We start from the raw sequence: 15,083 nt of genomic DNA on the forward strand, positions 1-15,083 counted from the left end.
GTGCCGGTCTTGGCGCCCGACATCAATCGCTCGTCGGCCGACTTCGACGTGGCCTGGGACGACGACAAGGGCGCGGTGCTCTACGCCCTGGGCGCGATCCGAAACGTGGGTCTCGAGGCGATGAAACACGTCATCGAGGTGCGCGAGACGGGCGGCCGCTTCGCCGACATCTTCGACTTCCTCGAGCGCGTCGATCCGCGCAGCGTCAACAAGCGCGCGCTGGAAGGTCTGGCCAAGGCCGGCGCCTTCGACAGCATCCACCCCAACCGGCGTCAGTTGCTGGAACAGGCCGACGTGCTGATGGCCTATTGCCAGAGCGTGGCGGCCGAGCGCGCCTCGTCTCAGGTGTCATTATTCGGCGGCGACCAGGCCCATGCCGGTCGGCCGCGTCTAAAGAGCGTCGAACCCTGGGTAGGGCCGGAGAGGCTGGATCACGAACTGTCGGCGGTCGGCTTCTATCTGTCGGGCCACCCGCTGGACGAGATGACCTCAGCCCTGAAGCGCAAGCGCGTCACCTTCGTCGCCGAAGCGATTCCGCTGGCTGAGTCCGGCCACGAGGCGTTCCAGATGGCGGGTGTCGTTCGTCGCAAACAGGAGCGGGCCAGCGCGCGGACGGGCGAGAAGTTCGCCTTCGTGACCTTCTCGGACCCGACCGGCGAGTTCGAATGCCTGTTTCCGCCCGAACAACTGCGCAAATGCCGCGAGGTGCTGGAGCCCGGCGCCTCGGTCATGGTGCGCGTGCGCGCCAAGTCTTCGGAGGGAGAGGTGCGCTTCTTCGGCGACGACGCCTCGCAAATGGATAATCTGCTGGACGACGCCAACATCGGCCTTCGCATCCATGTCTCGGCCCGCAGTGCAGACGCCGAGGCGCTGAAGGCGCGGCTGGAACGCGCGCGATCAGGCGCGATCGGCAAGGGCGGGGAGGTGTCGTTGATGATCGCAGGCCTCGATCAAGGGCGCGAGGTGGAGGTCAAGATTCCCGGTCGTTATCGCCTGGACGGGGCCCTGCGCGGCGCGCTGAAGTCAGCGCCGGGCGTCGTTATGCTGGAGGACGCCTAAGCCCTCTCGGATATGGTCAAGTTTTGATTTTTCGGAACCTCACGGACGCGTGATGGGTTTGGTCAGTCCATAGGGAGACTGTTCCAATGAAATATCTCGCCATCGCCAGCGTCGCCTCGCTGGCTCTCCTCGCCGCCTGCAACCAGGGTGGCGACAGCGCCGCCCAGAACACCGGCGAAGCGGTCAACGCCACTCAGGACGCTACCTCCGGCGTCGTGGGCCAGACCTCGGCCATGACCGTGGGCGCCAACACCGTCGACGGTTTCGTCACCGGCCTAGGCACCGGCAACATGTATGAGCTGGAAGCCGCCAAGATCGCCGCCGCCAAGTCCAAGAATGCGGACGTGAAGGCCCTGGCCGCCATGATCACCAAGGATCACACCGCCGCCGGCGAGAAGCTGGCCGCCGCTCAGGCGACCGCCGCGCCCAATGTCGCCATCCCCACGACGTTGGACGAACGCCGCAAGGGCCTGATCGACAATCTGAACGCCGCCACGCCGGACGACTTCGACAAGGTCTATCTGGACCAACAAGTCGCCGCCCACAACGAGACGCTGACGCTGCTGAACGGCTTTGCCGACAACACCGAAGCGCCGGCTCTGGCCACCCTGGCGCGCGAGCTTGTGACGCCCGTCACTGCACACCGCGACCGCGCCCGGACCCTGCTGGACGCGATAAAGTAAAAGCAGCCGTTGCATTGCTGACCAAAGGCGGTCCCGAAAGGGGCCGCCTTTTCCGCATTTGCAGGGCTGCGCTTGCTATTGCGGCCCATCCGGCCTACATGGCCCCCGCATTTCGCAACGCGGGAGAGGCGCGCTTCGGGGAGACATCCCGATCCGCACCATTCCGAGGGTCTTTCAGACCTTTAATCCCCCGCGCCACGTTTGATCGGAAAAAGGACTGAACGATCATGGCTCTGCCTGAATTCTCGATGCGCACCCTGCTTGAAGCCGGCGCCCACTTCGGCCACCAGACGCACCGCTGGAACCCGAAGATGGACCGCTACATCTTCGGCTCGCGCTCGAACATCCACATCATCGACCTGTCGCAGACGATGCCGCTGTTCCACCAGGCTCTGGTGGCCGTGCGTGAAGTCGCCGCCAAGGGCGGTCGCGTTCTGTTCGTCGGCACCAAGCGCCAGGCCGCAGAGCCGGTCGCGGAAGCCGCCAAGCGCTGCGCCCAGTATTACATGAACAACCGTTGGCTCGGCGGCACGCTGACCAACTGGCGCACCGTGTCGGGCTCGATCGCTCGTCTGCGTGAGCTGGAAGGCATTCTGGAAAACGGCGGCGAAGGCCGCGTCAAGAAAGAGCTGCTGAACCTGCAGCGCGAGAAGGACAAGCTTGAGCTGTCGCTGGGCGGCATCAAGGACATGGGTTCGATCCCGGACATCATGTTCGTGATCGACACCAACAAGGAAGCGATCGCGATCCAGGAGGCCCGCAAGCTGAACATTCCGATCATCGCTATCCTGGACACCAACTCGGACCCGGACGGCATCACCTATCCGGTCCCCGGCAACGACGACGCCGCCCGCGCCATCCAGACCTACTGCGACCTGATCGCCGACGCCGTCCTGGACGGTCTGGCCGCCGGCGCTTCGGCCTCGGGCATCGACCTGGGCGCTTCGGAAGCTCCGGTCGAGCCGATGCTGCGTGAAGCCTCGGCCCCCAAGGCTGAAGCCGAAGCCGCGCCGGCCGGCACGGAAGGCGCCGCCGCCGAACTGGAAGCCGCTGCTGAGCCGGCTGCCGAAACCGAGAAGGCCGAGGGCTGATCGCCCGCCGGGCGGCGTTCGCGTTCTTGAGCGCCGCCTGACGAACTGACACACGGCCGGGCTAAATCAGTCCGGCCGTTCCCACATACGAAATCCCCCAAGGAGAAGAACATGGCCGAGATCACTGCCGCCCTCGTGAAGGAGCTTCGCGAGCGTTCGGGCGTCGGCATGATGGACTGCAAGAAGGCGCTGGTCGAAAACGACGGCAACATCGAAGCAGCGATCGACTGGCTGCGCGCCAAGGGCCTGTCCAAGGCCGCCAAGAAGGCCGACCGCGTCGCCGCTGAGGGTCTGGTCGCCGTCGCGTCGAAGGAAGACGGCAAGGGCGAAGTCGCCGCCGCCATCGAGTTCAACGCCGAAACCGACTTCGTCGCCCGTAACGAGCTGTTCCAGAACGCCGCCAAGTCGTTCGCCCAACTGGGTCTGGAGCACCACTCGGTCGAGGCCCTGCACGGCGCCGAACTGGAAGCCGGCAAGACGGTCCAGGACGAAGTGACCAACATGATCGCCACCATCGGCGAGAACATGCAACTGCGTCGCGCCGCCCGCCTGTCGGTGTCGGAAGGCGTGGTCTCGACCTACGTCCACAACGCGGTTTCGCCGGGCGTCGGCCGTATCGGCGTGCTGGTCGCGCTGGAAGGCGAGGGCGACAAGACCGCGCTTCGCGAACTGGGCCGCAAGATCGCCATGCACGTCGCCGCCACCGCGCCGCTGTCGCTGAACACCGACGACCTGGACCCCGCCGCCATTGAGAAGGAACGCGCCGTTCTGATCGAAAAGGCCAAGGAAGAAGGTCGCCCGGAAGCCATGATCGAAAAGATCGTGGAAGGTCAGATCAACAAGTTCCAGAAGGACGTGGTGCTGTCCAAGCAGCCGTTCGTCATGGATCCGGACGTGACCATCGAGCAACTGGTCGCCAATTCGGCCAAGGAACTGGGCTCCTCCAACCTGCACCTGGCCGGCTTCGTCCGCCTGGCGCTGGGTGAAGGCGTCGAGAAGGTCGAAGGCCCCGACTTCGCGTCGGAAGTCGCCTCCATGATGGGCGGCAACTAAAAAACATTCCCCTCATTCGTGAGGGTTTTGTATCAGAAGGGCGCGTTCGGCTTTGATGGCCGGCGCGCCTTTCGTCTATAAGAAGCCGCCTGATTCAATGGCGCCGCAGTCAAACGGACCTTCCCGCATGCCCGACGCCCCCTCGACCTTCCGCTACAAACGCGTCCTGCTGAAGGTGTCGGGCGAGGTGCTGATGGGCGACCAGTCGTTCGGCGTCGACATGAAGACCGTCGATGCGGTGGCCAAGGCCGTCGCGGATGTCGCGGCCGAGGGCGTTGAAATCTGCCTGGTCATCGGCGGCGGCAACATCTTCCGCGGTCTGTCCAAGGCGGCGGCCGGCATGGAGCGCGCCCAGGCTGACTATATGGGCATGCTGGCGACCATCATGAACGCCCTGGCCATGCAATCGGCGCTGGAGAAGATCGGCGTCTCGACCCGCGTGCAGAGCGCCATTCCGATGGCGGCCATCGCCGAACCCTACATCCGCCGGCGCGCCCTGCGGCATTTGGAAAAGGGGCGGGTCGTGATCTTCGCCGCCGGCGTGGGCGCACCGTTCTTCACCACGGACTCGGGCGCGGCGCTGCGTGCGGCCGAAATGGGCTGCGACGCCCTGCTGAAGGGCACCAGCGTGGACGGGGTCTATACCGCCGACCCGAAGAAGGATCCCGACGCGACGCGGTACGAGACGCTGTCCTATCAGGACGTGCTGGCCAAGGATCTGCGGGTCATGGACGCCTCGGCCATCGCCATGATGCGCGACACGGGCATCCCGATCGTGGTCTTCTCCATTCGGGAAGACAATTCGCTGCGCCGGACCCTGACCGGCGAAGGCACGTTCACGGTCATTCAGGACGTCGCCTGAACGTTCGCCTGACCAGGAAAGACAAGAGAGACCAAGACCATGGCAAAGCCTGACCTCAAGACCTATCGCGATCGCATGGATCGCTCCGTCGCCGCCCTGAAGGAAGAGTTCAGCGGTCTGCGCACCGGCCGGGCCAACGCCGGCCTGCTAGAGCCCGTGCGGGTCGAGGCCTACGGCTCGGCCTCGCCCCTGACCGCCGTCGCCGCCATCAGCGTGCCTGAGCCCCGGATGCTGAGCGTCAACGTCTGGGACAAGGGCATGGTGGTCGCCGTCGAAAAGGCGATCCGCAACGCCAACCTGGGCCTGAACCCGATCGTGGACGGCCAGACCCTGCGCATTCCGGTGCCGCCCCTGACCGAGGAACGCCGCAAGGACCTGGTCAAGTTGGCCGGCAAATACGCCGAGCAGCAGAAGATCTCGGTTCGCAACGTCCGCCGCGACGCCAACGACGACCTGAAGAAGGCCGAGAAGGCCGGCGAGATCAGCCAGGACGAGCAAAAGAAGATGGAGACCGAGGTCCAGAAGGACACCGACGCGGCCATCAAGCGCATCGACGAGACCTTGAAGACCAAGGAACAAGAGATCATGCAGGTCTGAGGCGAAACGGCTGGGTCCGGAAGGGATCGCACGACAGATGACGGCAGACCGCGCCGCGCCTTCAGGCCAAAGCCCAGACAAGCAGGGTCAGGACGGCCCGCGCCACGTCGCCATCATCATGGACGGCAATGGACGCTGGGCGAAGGCGCGCGGTCTGCCTCGGGCCCTGGGCCATCGTGAGGGCGTCCAGGCGCTGAAGCGCACGATCCAAGCGGCGCCGGATCTGGGCATCGATTGCCTGACGGTGTTCGGCTTCTCGACCGAGAACTGGAGCCGGCCCGAGGACGAAGTGTCGGACCTGATGGGGCTGGTGCGGTCCTACGTCGCCAGCGATCTGGCCCGACTGACCAAGGCCGGCGTCCGGCTGAAGATTTTGGGGCGACGCCAGGGACTGCCGGCCGATATCGCCGCCATCATCGAACGGGCCGAGGCCCAGACCGCCCATAACGATCGCTTCCTGTTGCAGGTCGCCTTCAACTACGGCGGTCGCGCTGATCTGGTGGACGCCGCGCGTCGCCATATGGAGCGGGTTCTGGCGGGCGAGACGGTCGAGCCCTTCAACGAAGCGATCCTGACGGCCGGGCTGGCCACGGCGGGCTCGCCGCCGCTTGATCTGATCGTGCGCACGTCGGGCGAGCAGCGGCTTTCGAACTTCCTGTTGTGGGAGGCCGCCTACGCCGAGCTCGTGTTCCAGGACATTCTGTGGCCCGACTATGGTCCCAAGGCCTTGGCCGAGGCGATTTCGGCCTTTGGTCAGCGCGACCGCCGTTTCGGCGGACGCGTGATCGCGCCTGAACGCGCGACGGCCTGATGGCGGTCAAGGGTCGGGATATCGCCCTCAGGGCTGCGTCCGCCGTCGTTCTGGCGCCCGCCGCCGTCGCTGCGACGTGGGGCGGCGGCGTGTGGTTCCTGGCGCTGATGATCGTCGCCAGCGTCGTCCTGGCGTTCGAATGGGCGGCGATGAGTGCGCCCCATGCACGCCGCGTCATGGGCGGCGCGGTCAGCTTCGGCGTCGTGGCGGCGGTGATTAGCGCCCATTTCGGCGCCATGTCCGTCGCCTTCATCATGCTGGTGTTCGGCGCGGTCGCGGCCGGGGTCTATGCCCGCAGTCGGGGGCAGGAGGCGCTGGATGCCGCCTATGGCGTGCTCTATCTCGGCTGGCCTTCGGTCCTGCTGATCTGGCTGCGCGACGTCGACAGTTTGATCGGGCTGCATTGGACCGTGCTGGTCTTCGCCGTAGCCTGGTCGGCCGACATCGTGGCCTATCTGGCGGGATCCACTTTCGGCGGACCCAAGCTGTGGCCGCGATTTTCCCCGAACAAGACGTGGTCCGGGTTCATCGGCGGCGTTGCGGCCGGCGCAGTTGCGGGCGCCGTCATGACGGCCTGGGTCAATATGGGCGCCCTGAGCGTCGTCTGGGGGGCGGTGCTGGGCTTTGCGGGGGCTTTGGCGACCATGGCGGGCGACCTGTGGGAATCGGCGCTGAAGCGACGGTTCGGGGTCAAGGATGCGGGCAACACCATTCCGGGCCACGGCGGCCTGCTGGACCGTGTCGATGGCCTGATGTTCGCGGTCGTGGTCGTCGCGGCTGGCCGACTGCTCGTCCTGATGCTGGAGCGCGGGGCGTGATCCGGCGTCGCGTCACCGTACTTGGCGCGACCGGATCGGTCGGCGCCTCCACACTGGACCTGATGGCTCAAGCCGAGGCGACGGGCACGGGCGCGTTCGAGGTCGAGGCCCTGACGGGCGGCGCCAATATCGCCAAACTGGCCGAGCAGGCCAGGCGCTGGCGGCCCAAGCTGGTCGTGACCGCCGATCCGGCTCGGTTGGGAGATCTGCGCGACGCCTTGTCCGGCACGGACGTTGCTGTCGCCGCCGGCGACGCCGCCATCGTCGAGGCGGCGACGCGACCTGTCGACTGGATCATGGCGTCCATCGTCGGAGCGGCGGGTCTGAAGTCCGCCTGGGCGGCGGCGGGGACGGGCGTGACCCTGGCGCTGGCCAACAAGGAAAGCCTGGTCTGCTGCGGCCCCGCCTTGATCGAACGGGTCAAGCGGGCAGGGGGGCGTTTGATCCCCGTCGATTCCGAACACTCCGCCATCTTCCAGGTGTTTCCGGCCGAAGCGCCTGAGCGCGTGGCCAAGCTGATCCTGACGGCATCGGGCGGACCGTTCCGCCAGACTCCGCGCGAGCAGATGGTCGGCATCACGCCCGAACAGGCCGTCGCCCACCCCAACTGGAGCATGGGGGCCAAGATTTCGGTCGATAGCGCCACCATGGCTAACAAGGGCCTAGAGATGATCGAGGCGGCCTATCTGTTCGATATGCCGCAGGATCGGATCGACGTCGTGGTGCACCCCGAATCGATCATCCACAGCCTTGTGGAATATGTGGACGGTTCGACCCTGGCTCAGATGGGACCGCCGGATATGCGCACGCCGATCGCCTGCGCCCTGGCCTGGCCGGATCGGATCGCGTGGCCGGCGCCCAAGCTGGATCTGGCTGCTCTGGGTCGGTTGACGTTCGAAGCGCCCGATCTGACGCGCTTTCCCGCCCTCGATCTGGCGCGTCAGGCCCTGAAGGCGGGCGGCGCGACGCCGGCCGTGTTCAACGCCGCCAACGAGGTCGCCGCCTTCGCCTTCCTTGACCGCAAGCTGGCGTTTCTCAATATTGCCGCAGTCGTCGCCGAAACCCTTGAGCGTGCGACGAAAGCGGGGATGGCTTTCGGTTCTGGAGACGCCTGCGGCGCGGCCCTTTCGGTCGACGCCGAGACGCGTCGAATGGCCGAGAGCGTCATCGCCGGCCTTGCGAATGCGGCCTGACAGCAGGCCAGGGGAGACGATTTTCGAATGCTGGGCGTCCTGGGTCAGGTCCTGACCTCCATCGCCTCGTTCCTGCTGGTGCTGACCTTCATCGTCACCATCCATGAACTAGGTCACTTCCTTGTCGCGCGCGCCTTCGGCGTGAAGGTGGATCGGTTCGCGGTCGGCTTCGGCAAGGCCGTGGCCAGCCGCACCGATCGTCACGGCATCGAATGGCGTCTCGGCTGGCTGCCGCTGGGCGGCTATGTGAAGTTCTCGGGCGATCTGGATGCGTCCAGCGTGCCGGACCGGGCCGGACTGGACGAACTGCGCCGGCGCGTGGTGGCCGAGCGTGGACCGGGCGCCGAGCGTGACTATTTCCACTTCAAGCCGGTGTGGCAGCGCGCCCTGATCGTCGCGGCCGGGCCCATGGCCAACTTCATCCTGGCCATCACCATCTTCGCCGTCGTCTTCATGGCCGTCGGCGTGTCCTTGCGCCCCGCGCGCGTCGCGCAGGTCCAGGAGGGATCGCCCGCCGCCGCCGCCGGATTCCAGGTCGGCGACCTGATCACCGAGGTGAACGGCAAGGCTATCAAGGACGGCAGCGCGGTCACCCGCACCGTCATGCTCTCGACCGGCGATCCCGTGCGTTTCACGGTCGAGCGCGCCGGCCGTCCGGTCGAACTGGTCGCCACGCCGGAACGCCGCGAGGAAAACGACCCCATCGCCGGACGGGTCAAGGTCGGCCGCATCGGCCTCGGGCTGGGCTCGTCGGCCGGCGATGTCCGCCACGTGCGTTACGGCCCTATCGACGCCGTGGTTGAGGGTGCGCGCCAGACCGCCGACGTCATCGGCTCGACCCTGACCTACCTTGGACGTCTGGCGACGGGGCGCGAGTCGGGCGATCAGTTCAGCGGCCCGCTGGGCATGGCCAAGGCGACGGGCTCCCTGACCACGGCTGCAGTCGAGGCCAATCCGGCGCCGGGCGCCATGGCGATCAACCTGATCCTGACGCTGACAACCTTGGCCGCCATACTTTCGATCGGAATCGGCTTTCTAAATCTGCTTCCCATTCCGGTCCTCGACGGCGGGCATCTGCTTTTCTACGGCTATGAGGCTGTGGCGAAACAGCCTGTGTCGGCGCGGTTCCAGGAGATGGGCTATCGTGCAGGCCTTGCGCTTTTGGCGGGATTTATGTTGTTCGCAACGTGGAACGACCTACAGAAGCTCAATATCTTCCAATTCCTCGGCGGGCTCGTCTCGTGAGCCGACGCCAGCCCCCGACGGTTTCCCGAATGAATGACATGACCTCTCGCGCCGCCGTTCGACTGAGCGCCCGCTCCAGCCTGCTGGCTCTGGCGGTCGCCGCCGGTCTGGGCGCACCCGCGCTGGCCCAGACCGCGCCGGCTCAAACTGCGCCGACCACGACGCCTGCTGCTCCGGCTCAAGCGGCCACGTCGCAGGCCCCGGCGAGCGCTGCCGAACCGCGTGTCGAGATCGCTGCACCGCAGACGATCACGATCAATCGCATCATCGTGCAGGGCGCGCAGCGGATCGACCAGACGACGGTCCTGTCCTACCTGCCGATCCGCCCTGGTGATGCGGTCGACGCCTCGGTGCTGGACGTCGCGGTGCGCACCCTGTCGCGCACGGGCCTGTTCGCCGATGTGCAACTGGGCATCCAGAACGGCGACCTGATCGTCCAGATCGTCGAGAACCCGATCATCAACCAAGTGGTGTTCGAGGGAAACAAGGCGCTGTCGAAGGACAAGCTGACCAAGGAAGTGACCCTGGCGCCGCGCGGCATCTATACCCGCGCCAAGGTTCAGGAAGACGTCGGCGCGATCGTCGAACTGTACCGCCTCCAGGGCCGCATCTCTGCGACCGTGACGCCCAAGCTTGTCCAGCTTGAACAGAACCGCGTCGATGTGATCTTTGAGATCAACGAAGGCCCGCAAACCGGCATCAGCGCCATCAACGTCTTGGGCAACGAGGCGTTTTCGGATCGCGACGTGCGCGGCGTGATGGTCACCGAGAAGTCGACCTGGTGGAAGTTCTTCTCCAACAACGACAACTACGATCCCAACCGCCTGGAATACGACCAGGAGCAACTGCGCAAGTTCTACACCAACCGCGGCTATTATGACTTCCGCGTGGTGTCCTCGGTCGCCGAGCTGCAGCCGGACGATCAGGCGTTCCAGCTGACGCTGACCCTTAACGAAGGCGACAAGTACAACTTCGGTGAGATCAAGGTCGTCACCCAGAACGACCGGCTGAACGCCGACTTCCTGAAGGCTCTGGTGCCGATCCGGGAAGGCCAGCTGTACGAAAGCGACAAGATCGAACAGGCGGTCGACGCCCTGACGTTCGCGGCCGGTTCGGCCGGTTACGCCTTCGTCGAGATCAATCCGACCTACAAGGCCAATCCCGAGACGGACACGGTCGATGTGACCTTCAACGTGTCCGAGGGCCAGCGCGTCTATATCGATCGCATCAATGTGGTCGGCAACACCCGCACGATCGACCCGGTCATTCGCCGCGAACTGCTGCTGACCGAGGGCGACGCCTTCAACCGCGCCCTGATGGAGCGCTCGCGCAACAATCTGCGCGCCCTGGGCTTCTTCAAGGACGTGACGGTCGAGGAAACGCGCGGCAGCGCGCCGGACCGCTCGGTCATCAACGTCAACGTTCAGGAACAGCCGACTGGCGAACTGTCCGTCGGCGCGGGCTTCAGCTCCGTCGACTCCTTCACGGTCAACCTGGGCATCTCGGAGCGGAACTTCCGTGGGCGCGGCCAGAACGTGGTCGCCCGTCTGGAGTGGGGTTCGCTGCGCCAGCAGGTCGATTTCCGCTTCACGGAGCCGAAGTTCCTGGGACGCGATCTGCGCGCCGGCTTCGACCTGTTCCACTCGCGCTACGACCTGAGCCAGTATTCGTCGTACGACTATCGTTCGACCGGAGCGGGCCTGCGTCTGTCCTACCCGCTGAACGGCAATATGCTGCTCAGCACGCGCTATTTCCTAAAGTCCGACGAGATCATCGTGCCGACGGGCTTCTGCTCGGGCGTGGGGCAGGGATCCTCGGCGCTGTGCGATCAGATCGGCAGCTTCATCAACTCGTCGGCGGGCTACACGCTTCAGGTCAACTACACCAACGATCCGATCCGTCCGACGCGCGGCTGGGCTGGTTCGTTGCGTCAGGACCTTGCGGGTCTGGGCGGCGACGTGAACTATGTGAAGACCGAGGCTGATGCGAGCTGGTACTATGGCATCACCCCAGCCTGGGTCGTCAGCGTTCAGGGTTCGACTGGCTACGTCAGCGGCTGGAACGGTGACCCGATCCGCATCAACGACCGCTTCTTCAAGGGCGGCAACAGCTTCCGCGGCTTCGAGACAGCCGGTATGGGGCCGCGCGATCTGAATACGACCGACGCCCTGGGCGGCAACTTCTACGCCATCGGCACGGTCGAGCTCACCGTGCCGAACTATCTGCCCGAGCAATACGGCATCAAGACCTCGCTGTTCGCCGATGTCGGTACGCTGGGGGTGCTGGATGACCGCTACAAGCTGACGTCCACCGGAACGGTGAACACCAATATCGCCGATGAGCTGTCGCTGCGCGCATCGGCTGGCGTCAGCATCCACTGGAAGTCGCCAATGGGTCCGATCCGCTTCGACATCTCCAAGGTCCTTTCCAAGGAAGATTACGACAAGACGGAATCCTTCCGCTTCTCGACCTCCACTCAGTTCTAATCGCGGCTTTTTCGACCGCACGAGGAAACACCATGAAAGCTCTGATCATCGCGGCGACCGCCGCTGCTTCGCTCATCGCCACCGCCGCTTCGGCGCAACAGGCCGGCGCGCCGGCCAACCCCGGCCCGGTGATCCCCGGCGTCTGCGTCTATTACAACGCGCGTCTGCTGGCCCAGTCGTCGGCCGGTCAGGCCGTCGAAGCCCGCATGCAACAGTTGGCTCAGGAAGTTCAGGGCGAATTGCAGCCTTACGCCACGTCCATCCAGTCGGACGCTCAGCAACTGCAAGCCTCGGGTTCGAGCCTGCCGGCCGACCAACTGCAACAGCGCCGTCAGGCCCTGCAGCAGCGCGCGCAAGAGGCCCAACAGCTGGAAGCCACGCGTGAAAACGAGCTGCGCTACACCCTGGGTATGCAACGCCAGGCCATCACCGAGGCCGTCTCGCCGATCCTGACCGCCCTGTATCAGGAGAAGGGCTGCGGCCTGCTGCTGGACCGCGAGAGCGTCTTCATGATGAACCCGGCCATGGATGTCACTGACCTGGCGATCCAGCGCCTGAACACGGCCCTGCCGACCCTGACCTTTAACCGTATGGCCGTGCCGGCTCAGACGCAGGCTCAACCGGCCGCCGCCAACTAAGTCGTCGATGCCCGATCCCCGCTTTTTCGAAACCCTGTCGCCCCTCAGCGTCGCCGATTTGGCGGCGCAGATCGGGGGCGAGGTCGAGCGGGGCGGGGATCGCATGATCGCCTACGTCGCGCCCTTGTCCTCTGCGGACGGGGGCGCGATCGCGTTCTTAGGCGACCGCAAGTTCGCCGCCGCGCTGGCGACGACACAGGCCGGCTGCGTCATCGTGCCGGCTGAGGCCAAGGACGCCGCGCCGTCGTCCGCCGCTGTCATCATCTCGCGCACGCCTCAAGCCGCCTGGGCCAAGGCGTCGTTGGCGCTGCATCGGCCCATACTTCTGGACAAAGCGATAACCCGCGACGAGGCGGGCGAGGACGACAGCGTCGTGGTCGAACCGGGCGCGATCCTGGGGCAGGGCGTCCGCATCGGTCTAGGGTCCCGCATTGGCGCCAACAGCGTCATCGCGCCCGGCGTGCAAATCGGCCGTGATTGCGTGATCGGCGCCAACGTCAGCGTGGCCTTCGCGCTGATCGGCGACCGGGTGAAGCTGTATGCCGGCGCCCGGATCGGCGAAGCGGGCTTCGGCGCCACGGGGACAGCGGCGGGGGTCATGGATATTCCCCAACTCGGTCGCGTCATCCTTCAGGACGGCGTGACGGTGGGCGCCAACTCGTGCATCGACCGTGGCGCCTATGACGACACGGTCATCGGCGAGAACACCAAGATCGATAATCTGGTGATGGTCGGCCACAACTGCGTCATCGGCCGCAACTGCTTGCTGGTCGCCAATACCGGCATCTCGGGCTCGGTGACCGTGGGCGACAATGTCATCTTCGGCGGCAAGGCGGGGATCGGAGACCACATCACGATCGGCGAGGGTGCGCGCGTCGCGGCCGGAGCCGGTGTGCTGGCCGATGTTCCCGCTGGCGAGACCTGGTCTGGTTATCCGGCGCGTCCGATCCGACAGTTCTTGCGCGAGACGGTCTGGCTCGCCAAACAGGCCTCATCGAAGAAGGCTCCGAAGGAATCATAGGGATGAGCGACACGACTGCCGTCGAAGGCAAGATCGATTATGCCGAGGTGATGCGGCGGCTGCCGCACCGTTATCCCTTCCTGCTGGTGGACAAGGCCGAAGACTTCGTGCCCGCTACGTCAATCGTCGGCATCAAGAACGTCACCCACAACGAGCCCTTCTTCCCGGGGCACTTCCCAATCGATCCGGTCATGCCCGGCGTGCTGATCGTGGAGGCAATGGCCCAGACCGGCGCACTGTTGATGTCCAAGACGCTGGACGTCGCCGTGGCCGACAAGGTCATCATGTTCATGTCGATCGACGGGGTTCGCTTCAGAAAGCCCGCGAGGCCCGGCGACCAACTGCACATGGAGGTCAAGGTGATCCGCGCGCGGGGCGACGCCTACAAGTTCCGGGGCGAGACCTTCATCGACGGTAAGCTGGCGGCCGAAGCCGAGTTCATGGCGATGGTCGTGACTGTGCCCACTCCAGCGCCTGAGCCGGCGGCCTGATGACCGTCCATCCTACGGCTCTGATCGACGCAACGGCGACCTTGGGCGAGGGGATCGAGGTCGGCCCATGGTGCACAGTCGGGCCGAATGTGGTGCTTAGCGACAATGTGCGCCTGGTCAGCCAGGTCGTGGTCCAGCAGGACACGACGGTCGGGGCCGGGACTGTCATCCACCCCTTCGCCGTCATTGGCGGCGACCCGCAACACAATGGCTACAAGGGCGAGACGGTTCGGCTGGAGATCGGCGAGAACAACCTGATCCGCGAGCACTGCACCTTCAATCGGGGCACGCCGCAGGGGACGGGCGTGACGGTCGTGGGGTCGAACAACCTGTTCATGACCGGCGCCCATGTCGGTCACGACTGCGTCGTCGGCGACAATGTCGTCATGGCCAACAACGCGACCCTGGGCGGTCATGCTCAGGTCGGGGACAAGGTGTTCCTGGGTGGGCTGTGCGCGGTGCACCAGAATGGTCGCGTCGGGCAAGGCGCGATCATTGGGGGCTTAGCGGCGGTGACGCGCGACGTCATCCCCTATGGCTCGGCCTGGGGCAATCATGCGCGGCTACGTGGGCTGAACTTGATCGGGTTGAAGCGCAAGGGATACGGCAAGGATCAGGTGCGGCGTCTGCTTGCGGCCTATCGTGATCTGTTCGAGGGCGAGGGCGAGTTCGCCGGTCGGATCGATGGCGTGGCGGAACGCTATGCCGACCTGCCGGAGATTATGGAGATCATCGCCTTCATCCGTGACGGCGGGCGTCGTCCGCTGTGCCTGCCGAACGCGGAATGAGCGCGGCTGAAAAGCTGGGTCTGATCGCAGGCGGCGGCGATCTGCCGGCGGCCGTAGCGGCGCGTTGCGACGCGCTGGGACGGCCGGTTTTCGTGATCCGTCTGGCGGGGTTCGCGGACGATCATCTGGCGCGCTGGCCCGGCGCCGAGTTCGGCATGGCGCAGATCGGCGCGATCCTGAAGGCGTTGAAGGCCGAGCGCTGCACGCCAGTCTGTCTGGCGGGCATCGTCGATCGGCCGGATTTCAA

15 protein-coding genes and 1 pseudogene are annotated in these 15,083 nt (G+C 65.6%); all 16 read left to right on the plus strand.

Translation table 11 applies throughout. The features are described 5' to 3' along the window. Positions 1 to 1,059 (plus strand): OB-fold nucleic acid binding domain-containing protein (locus tag RT123_RS13380; RefSeq protein ID WP_313009605.1); only part of this gene is annotated, 1,059 nt, incomplete at its 5' end. Between the two features lie 86 nt (positions 1,060 to 1,145). Beyond that, complete coding sequence (locus RT123_RS13385; protein WP_313009607.1) at positions 1,146 to 1,742, plus strand: DUF4142 domain-containing protein; 597 nt, start codon at positions 1,146 to 1,148, stop codon at positions 1,740 to 1,742. 227 nt (positions 1,743 to 1,969) lie between these two features. Next, positions 1,970 to 2,833 carry a 30S ribosomal protein S2 gene (gene rpsB / locus RT123_RS13390; protein ID WP_017503967.1) on the plus strand — a complete coding sequence of 288 codons (864 nt, stop codon included), beginning with the start codon at positions 1,970 to 1,972 and terminating at the stop codon, positions 2,831 to 2,833. 111 nt (positions 2,834 to 2,944) lie between these two features. After that, a complete protein-coding gene (gene tsf, locus RT123_RS13395; protein WP_039247421.1) occupies positions 2,945 to 3,886 on the plus strand; it encodes a translation elongation factor Ts in 942 nt (313 codons plus the stop codon). Positions 3,887 to 4,013: 127 nt separating this feature from the next. Next, positions 4,014 to 4,748, plus strand: a complete 735-nt coding sequence (gene pyrH / locus RT123_RS13400) for a UMP kinase (protein ID WP_045811327.1) — start codon at positions 4,014 to 4,016, stop codon at positions 4,746 to 4,748. A gap of 39 nt (positions 4,749 to 4,787) precedes the next feature. Then, a complete protein-coding gene (gene frr, locus RT123_RS13405; RefSeq protein ID WP_017503964.1) occupies positions 4,788 to 5,345 on the plus strand; it encodes a ribosome recycling factor in 558 nt (185 codons plus the stop codon). Between the two features lie 37 nt (positions 5,346 to 5,382). Further along, on the plus strand, positions 5,383 to 6,156 hold the full coding sequence (uppS, locus tag RT123_RS13410) for a polyprenyl diphosphate synthase (protein WP_165116627.1): 774 nt from the start codon (positions 5,383 to 5,385) through the stop codon (positions 6,154 to 6,156). Then, positions 6,156 to 6,974 (plus strand): phosphatidate cytidylyltransferase, encoded by an 819-nt coding sequence (locus RT123_RS13415; protein ID WP_295240837.1) that lies wholly within the window; start codon positions 6,156 to 6,158, stop codon positions 6,972 to 6,974. Before uppS ends, RT123_RS13415 begins: the two co-directional genes overlap by 1 nt. Next, a complete protein-coding gene (dxr, locus tag RT123_RS13420) occupies positions 6,971 to 8,167 on the plus strand; it encodes a 1-deoxy-D-xylulose-5-phosphate reductoisomerase (RefSeq protein ID WP_313009610.1) in 1,197 nt (398 codons plus the stop codon). Before RT123_RS13415 ends, dxr begins: the two co-directional genes overlap by 4 nt. A gap of 27 nt (positions 8,168 to 8,194) precedes the next feature. Further along, on the plus strand, positions 8,195 to 9,412 hold the full coding sequence (locus RT123_RS13425; RefSeq protein WP_313009611.1) for a M50 family metallopeptidase: 1,218 nt from the start codon (positions 8,195 to 8,197) through the stop codon (positions 9,410 to 9,412). A 29-nt stretch (positions 9,413 to 9,441) separates the two neighbouring features. After that, on the plus strand, positions 9,442 to 11,898 hold the full coding sequence (gene bamA, locus RT123_RS13430; RefSeq protein WP_313009612.1) for an outer membrane protein assembly factor BamA: 2,457 nt from the start codon (positions 9,442 to 9,444) through the stop codon (positions 11,896 to 11,898). Positions 11,899 to 11,930: 32 nt separating this feature from the next. Beyond that, positions 11,931 to 12,536, plus strand: coding sequence for an OmpH family outer membrane protein (locus tag RT123_RS13435; RefSeq protein ID WP_313009613.1), 606 nt, complete (start codon positions 11,931 to 11,933; stop codon positions 12,534 to 12,536). A gap of 7 nt (positions 12,537 to 12,543) precedes the next feature. Continuing rightward, complete coding sequence (lpxD, locus tag RT123_RS13440) at positions 12,544 to 13,557, plus strand: UDP-3-O-(3-hydroxymyristoyl)glucosamine N-acyltransferase (protein WP_313009614.1); 1,014 nt, start codon at positions 12,544 to 12,546, stop codon at positions 13,555 to 13,557. Further along, positions 13,554 to 14,048 carry a 3-hydroxyacyl-ACP dehydratase FabZ gene (fabZ, locus tag RT123_RS13445; protein ID WP_409514916.1) on the plus strand — a complete coding sequence of 165 codons (495 nt, stop codon included), beginning with the start codon at positions 13,554 to 13,556 and terminating at the stop codon, positions 14,046 to 14,048. The genes lpxD and fabZ overlap by 4 nt, the downstream gene beginning before the upstream one ends. Continuing rightward, on the plus strand, positions 14,048 to 14,836 hold the full coding sequence (gene lpxA / locus RT123_RS13450) for an acyl-ACP--UDP-N-acetylglucosamine O-acyltransferase (protein WP_313009616.1): 789 nt from the start codon (positions 14,048 to 14,050) through the stop codon (positions 14,834 to 14,836). The genes fabZ and lpxA overlap by 1 nt, the downstream gene beginning before the upstream one ends. Next, positions 14,833 to 15,083: pseudogene (locus tag RT123_RS13455) on the plus strand (DUF1009 domain-containing protein); the annotation flags it as partial. The gene lpxA and the pseudogene RT123_RS13455, both read left to right, overlap by 4 nt.

Source organism: Brevundimonas vesicularis (assembly GCF_032067225.1).
GTDB classification, from domain to species: domain Bacteria; phylum Pseudomonadota; class Alphaproteobacteria; order Caulobacterales; family Caulobacteraceae; genus Brevundimonas; species Brevundimonas vesicularis_F.

Coding starts and splice junctions, on each gene's coding strand:
- frr (WP_017503964.1), top strand. CDS start 4,788: ATGGCAAAGCCTGACCTCAAGACCTATCGCGATCGCATGGATCGCTCC.
- RT123_RS13425 (WP_313009611.1), top strand. CDS start 8,195: ATGCTGGGCGTCCTGGGTCAGGTCCTGACCTCCATCGCCTCGTTCCTG.
- RT123_RS13415 (WP_295240837.1), top strand. CDS start 6,156: ATGGCGGTCAAGGGTCGGGATATCGCCCTCAGGGCTGCGTCCGCCGTC.
- lpxA (WP_313009616.1), top strand. CDS start 14,048: ATGACCGTCCATCCTACGGCTCTGATCGACGCAACGGCGACCTTGGGC.
- pyrH (WP_045811327.1), top strand. CDS start 4,014: ATGCCCGACGCCCCCTCGACCTTCCGCTACAAACGCGTCCTGCTGAAG.
- bamA (WP_313009612.1), top strand. CDS start 9,442: ATGAATGACATGACCTCTCGCGCCGCCGTTCGACTGAGCGCCCGCTCC.
- RT123_RS13385 (WP_313009607.1), top strand. CDS start 1,146: ATGAAATATCTCGCCATCGCCAGCGTCGCCTCGCTGGCTCTCCTCGCC.
- rpsB (WP_017503967.1), top strand. CDS start 1,970: ATGGCTCTGCCTGAATTCTCGATGCGCACCCTGCTTGAAGCCGGCGCC.
- uppS (WP_165116627.1), top strand. CDS start 5,383: ATGACGGCAGACCGCGCCGCGCCTTCAGGCCAAAGCCCAGACAAGCAG.
- RT123_RS13435 (WP_313009613.1), top strand. CDS start 11,931: ATGAAAGCTCTGATCATCGCGGCGACCGCCGCTGCTTCGCTCATCGCC.
- lpxD (WP_313009614.1), top strand. CDS start 12,544: ATGCCCGATCCCCGCTTTTTCGAAACCCTGTCGCCCCTCAGCGTCGCC.
- tsf (WP_039247421.1), top strand. CDS start 2,945: ATGGCCGAGATCACTGCCGCCCTCGTGAAGGAGCTTCGCGAGCGTTCG.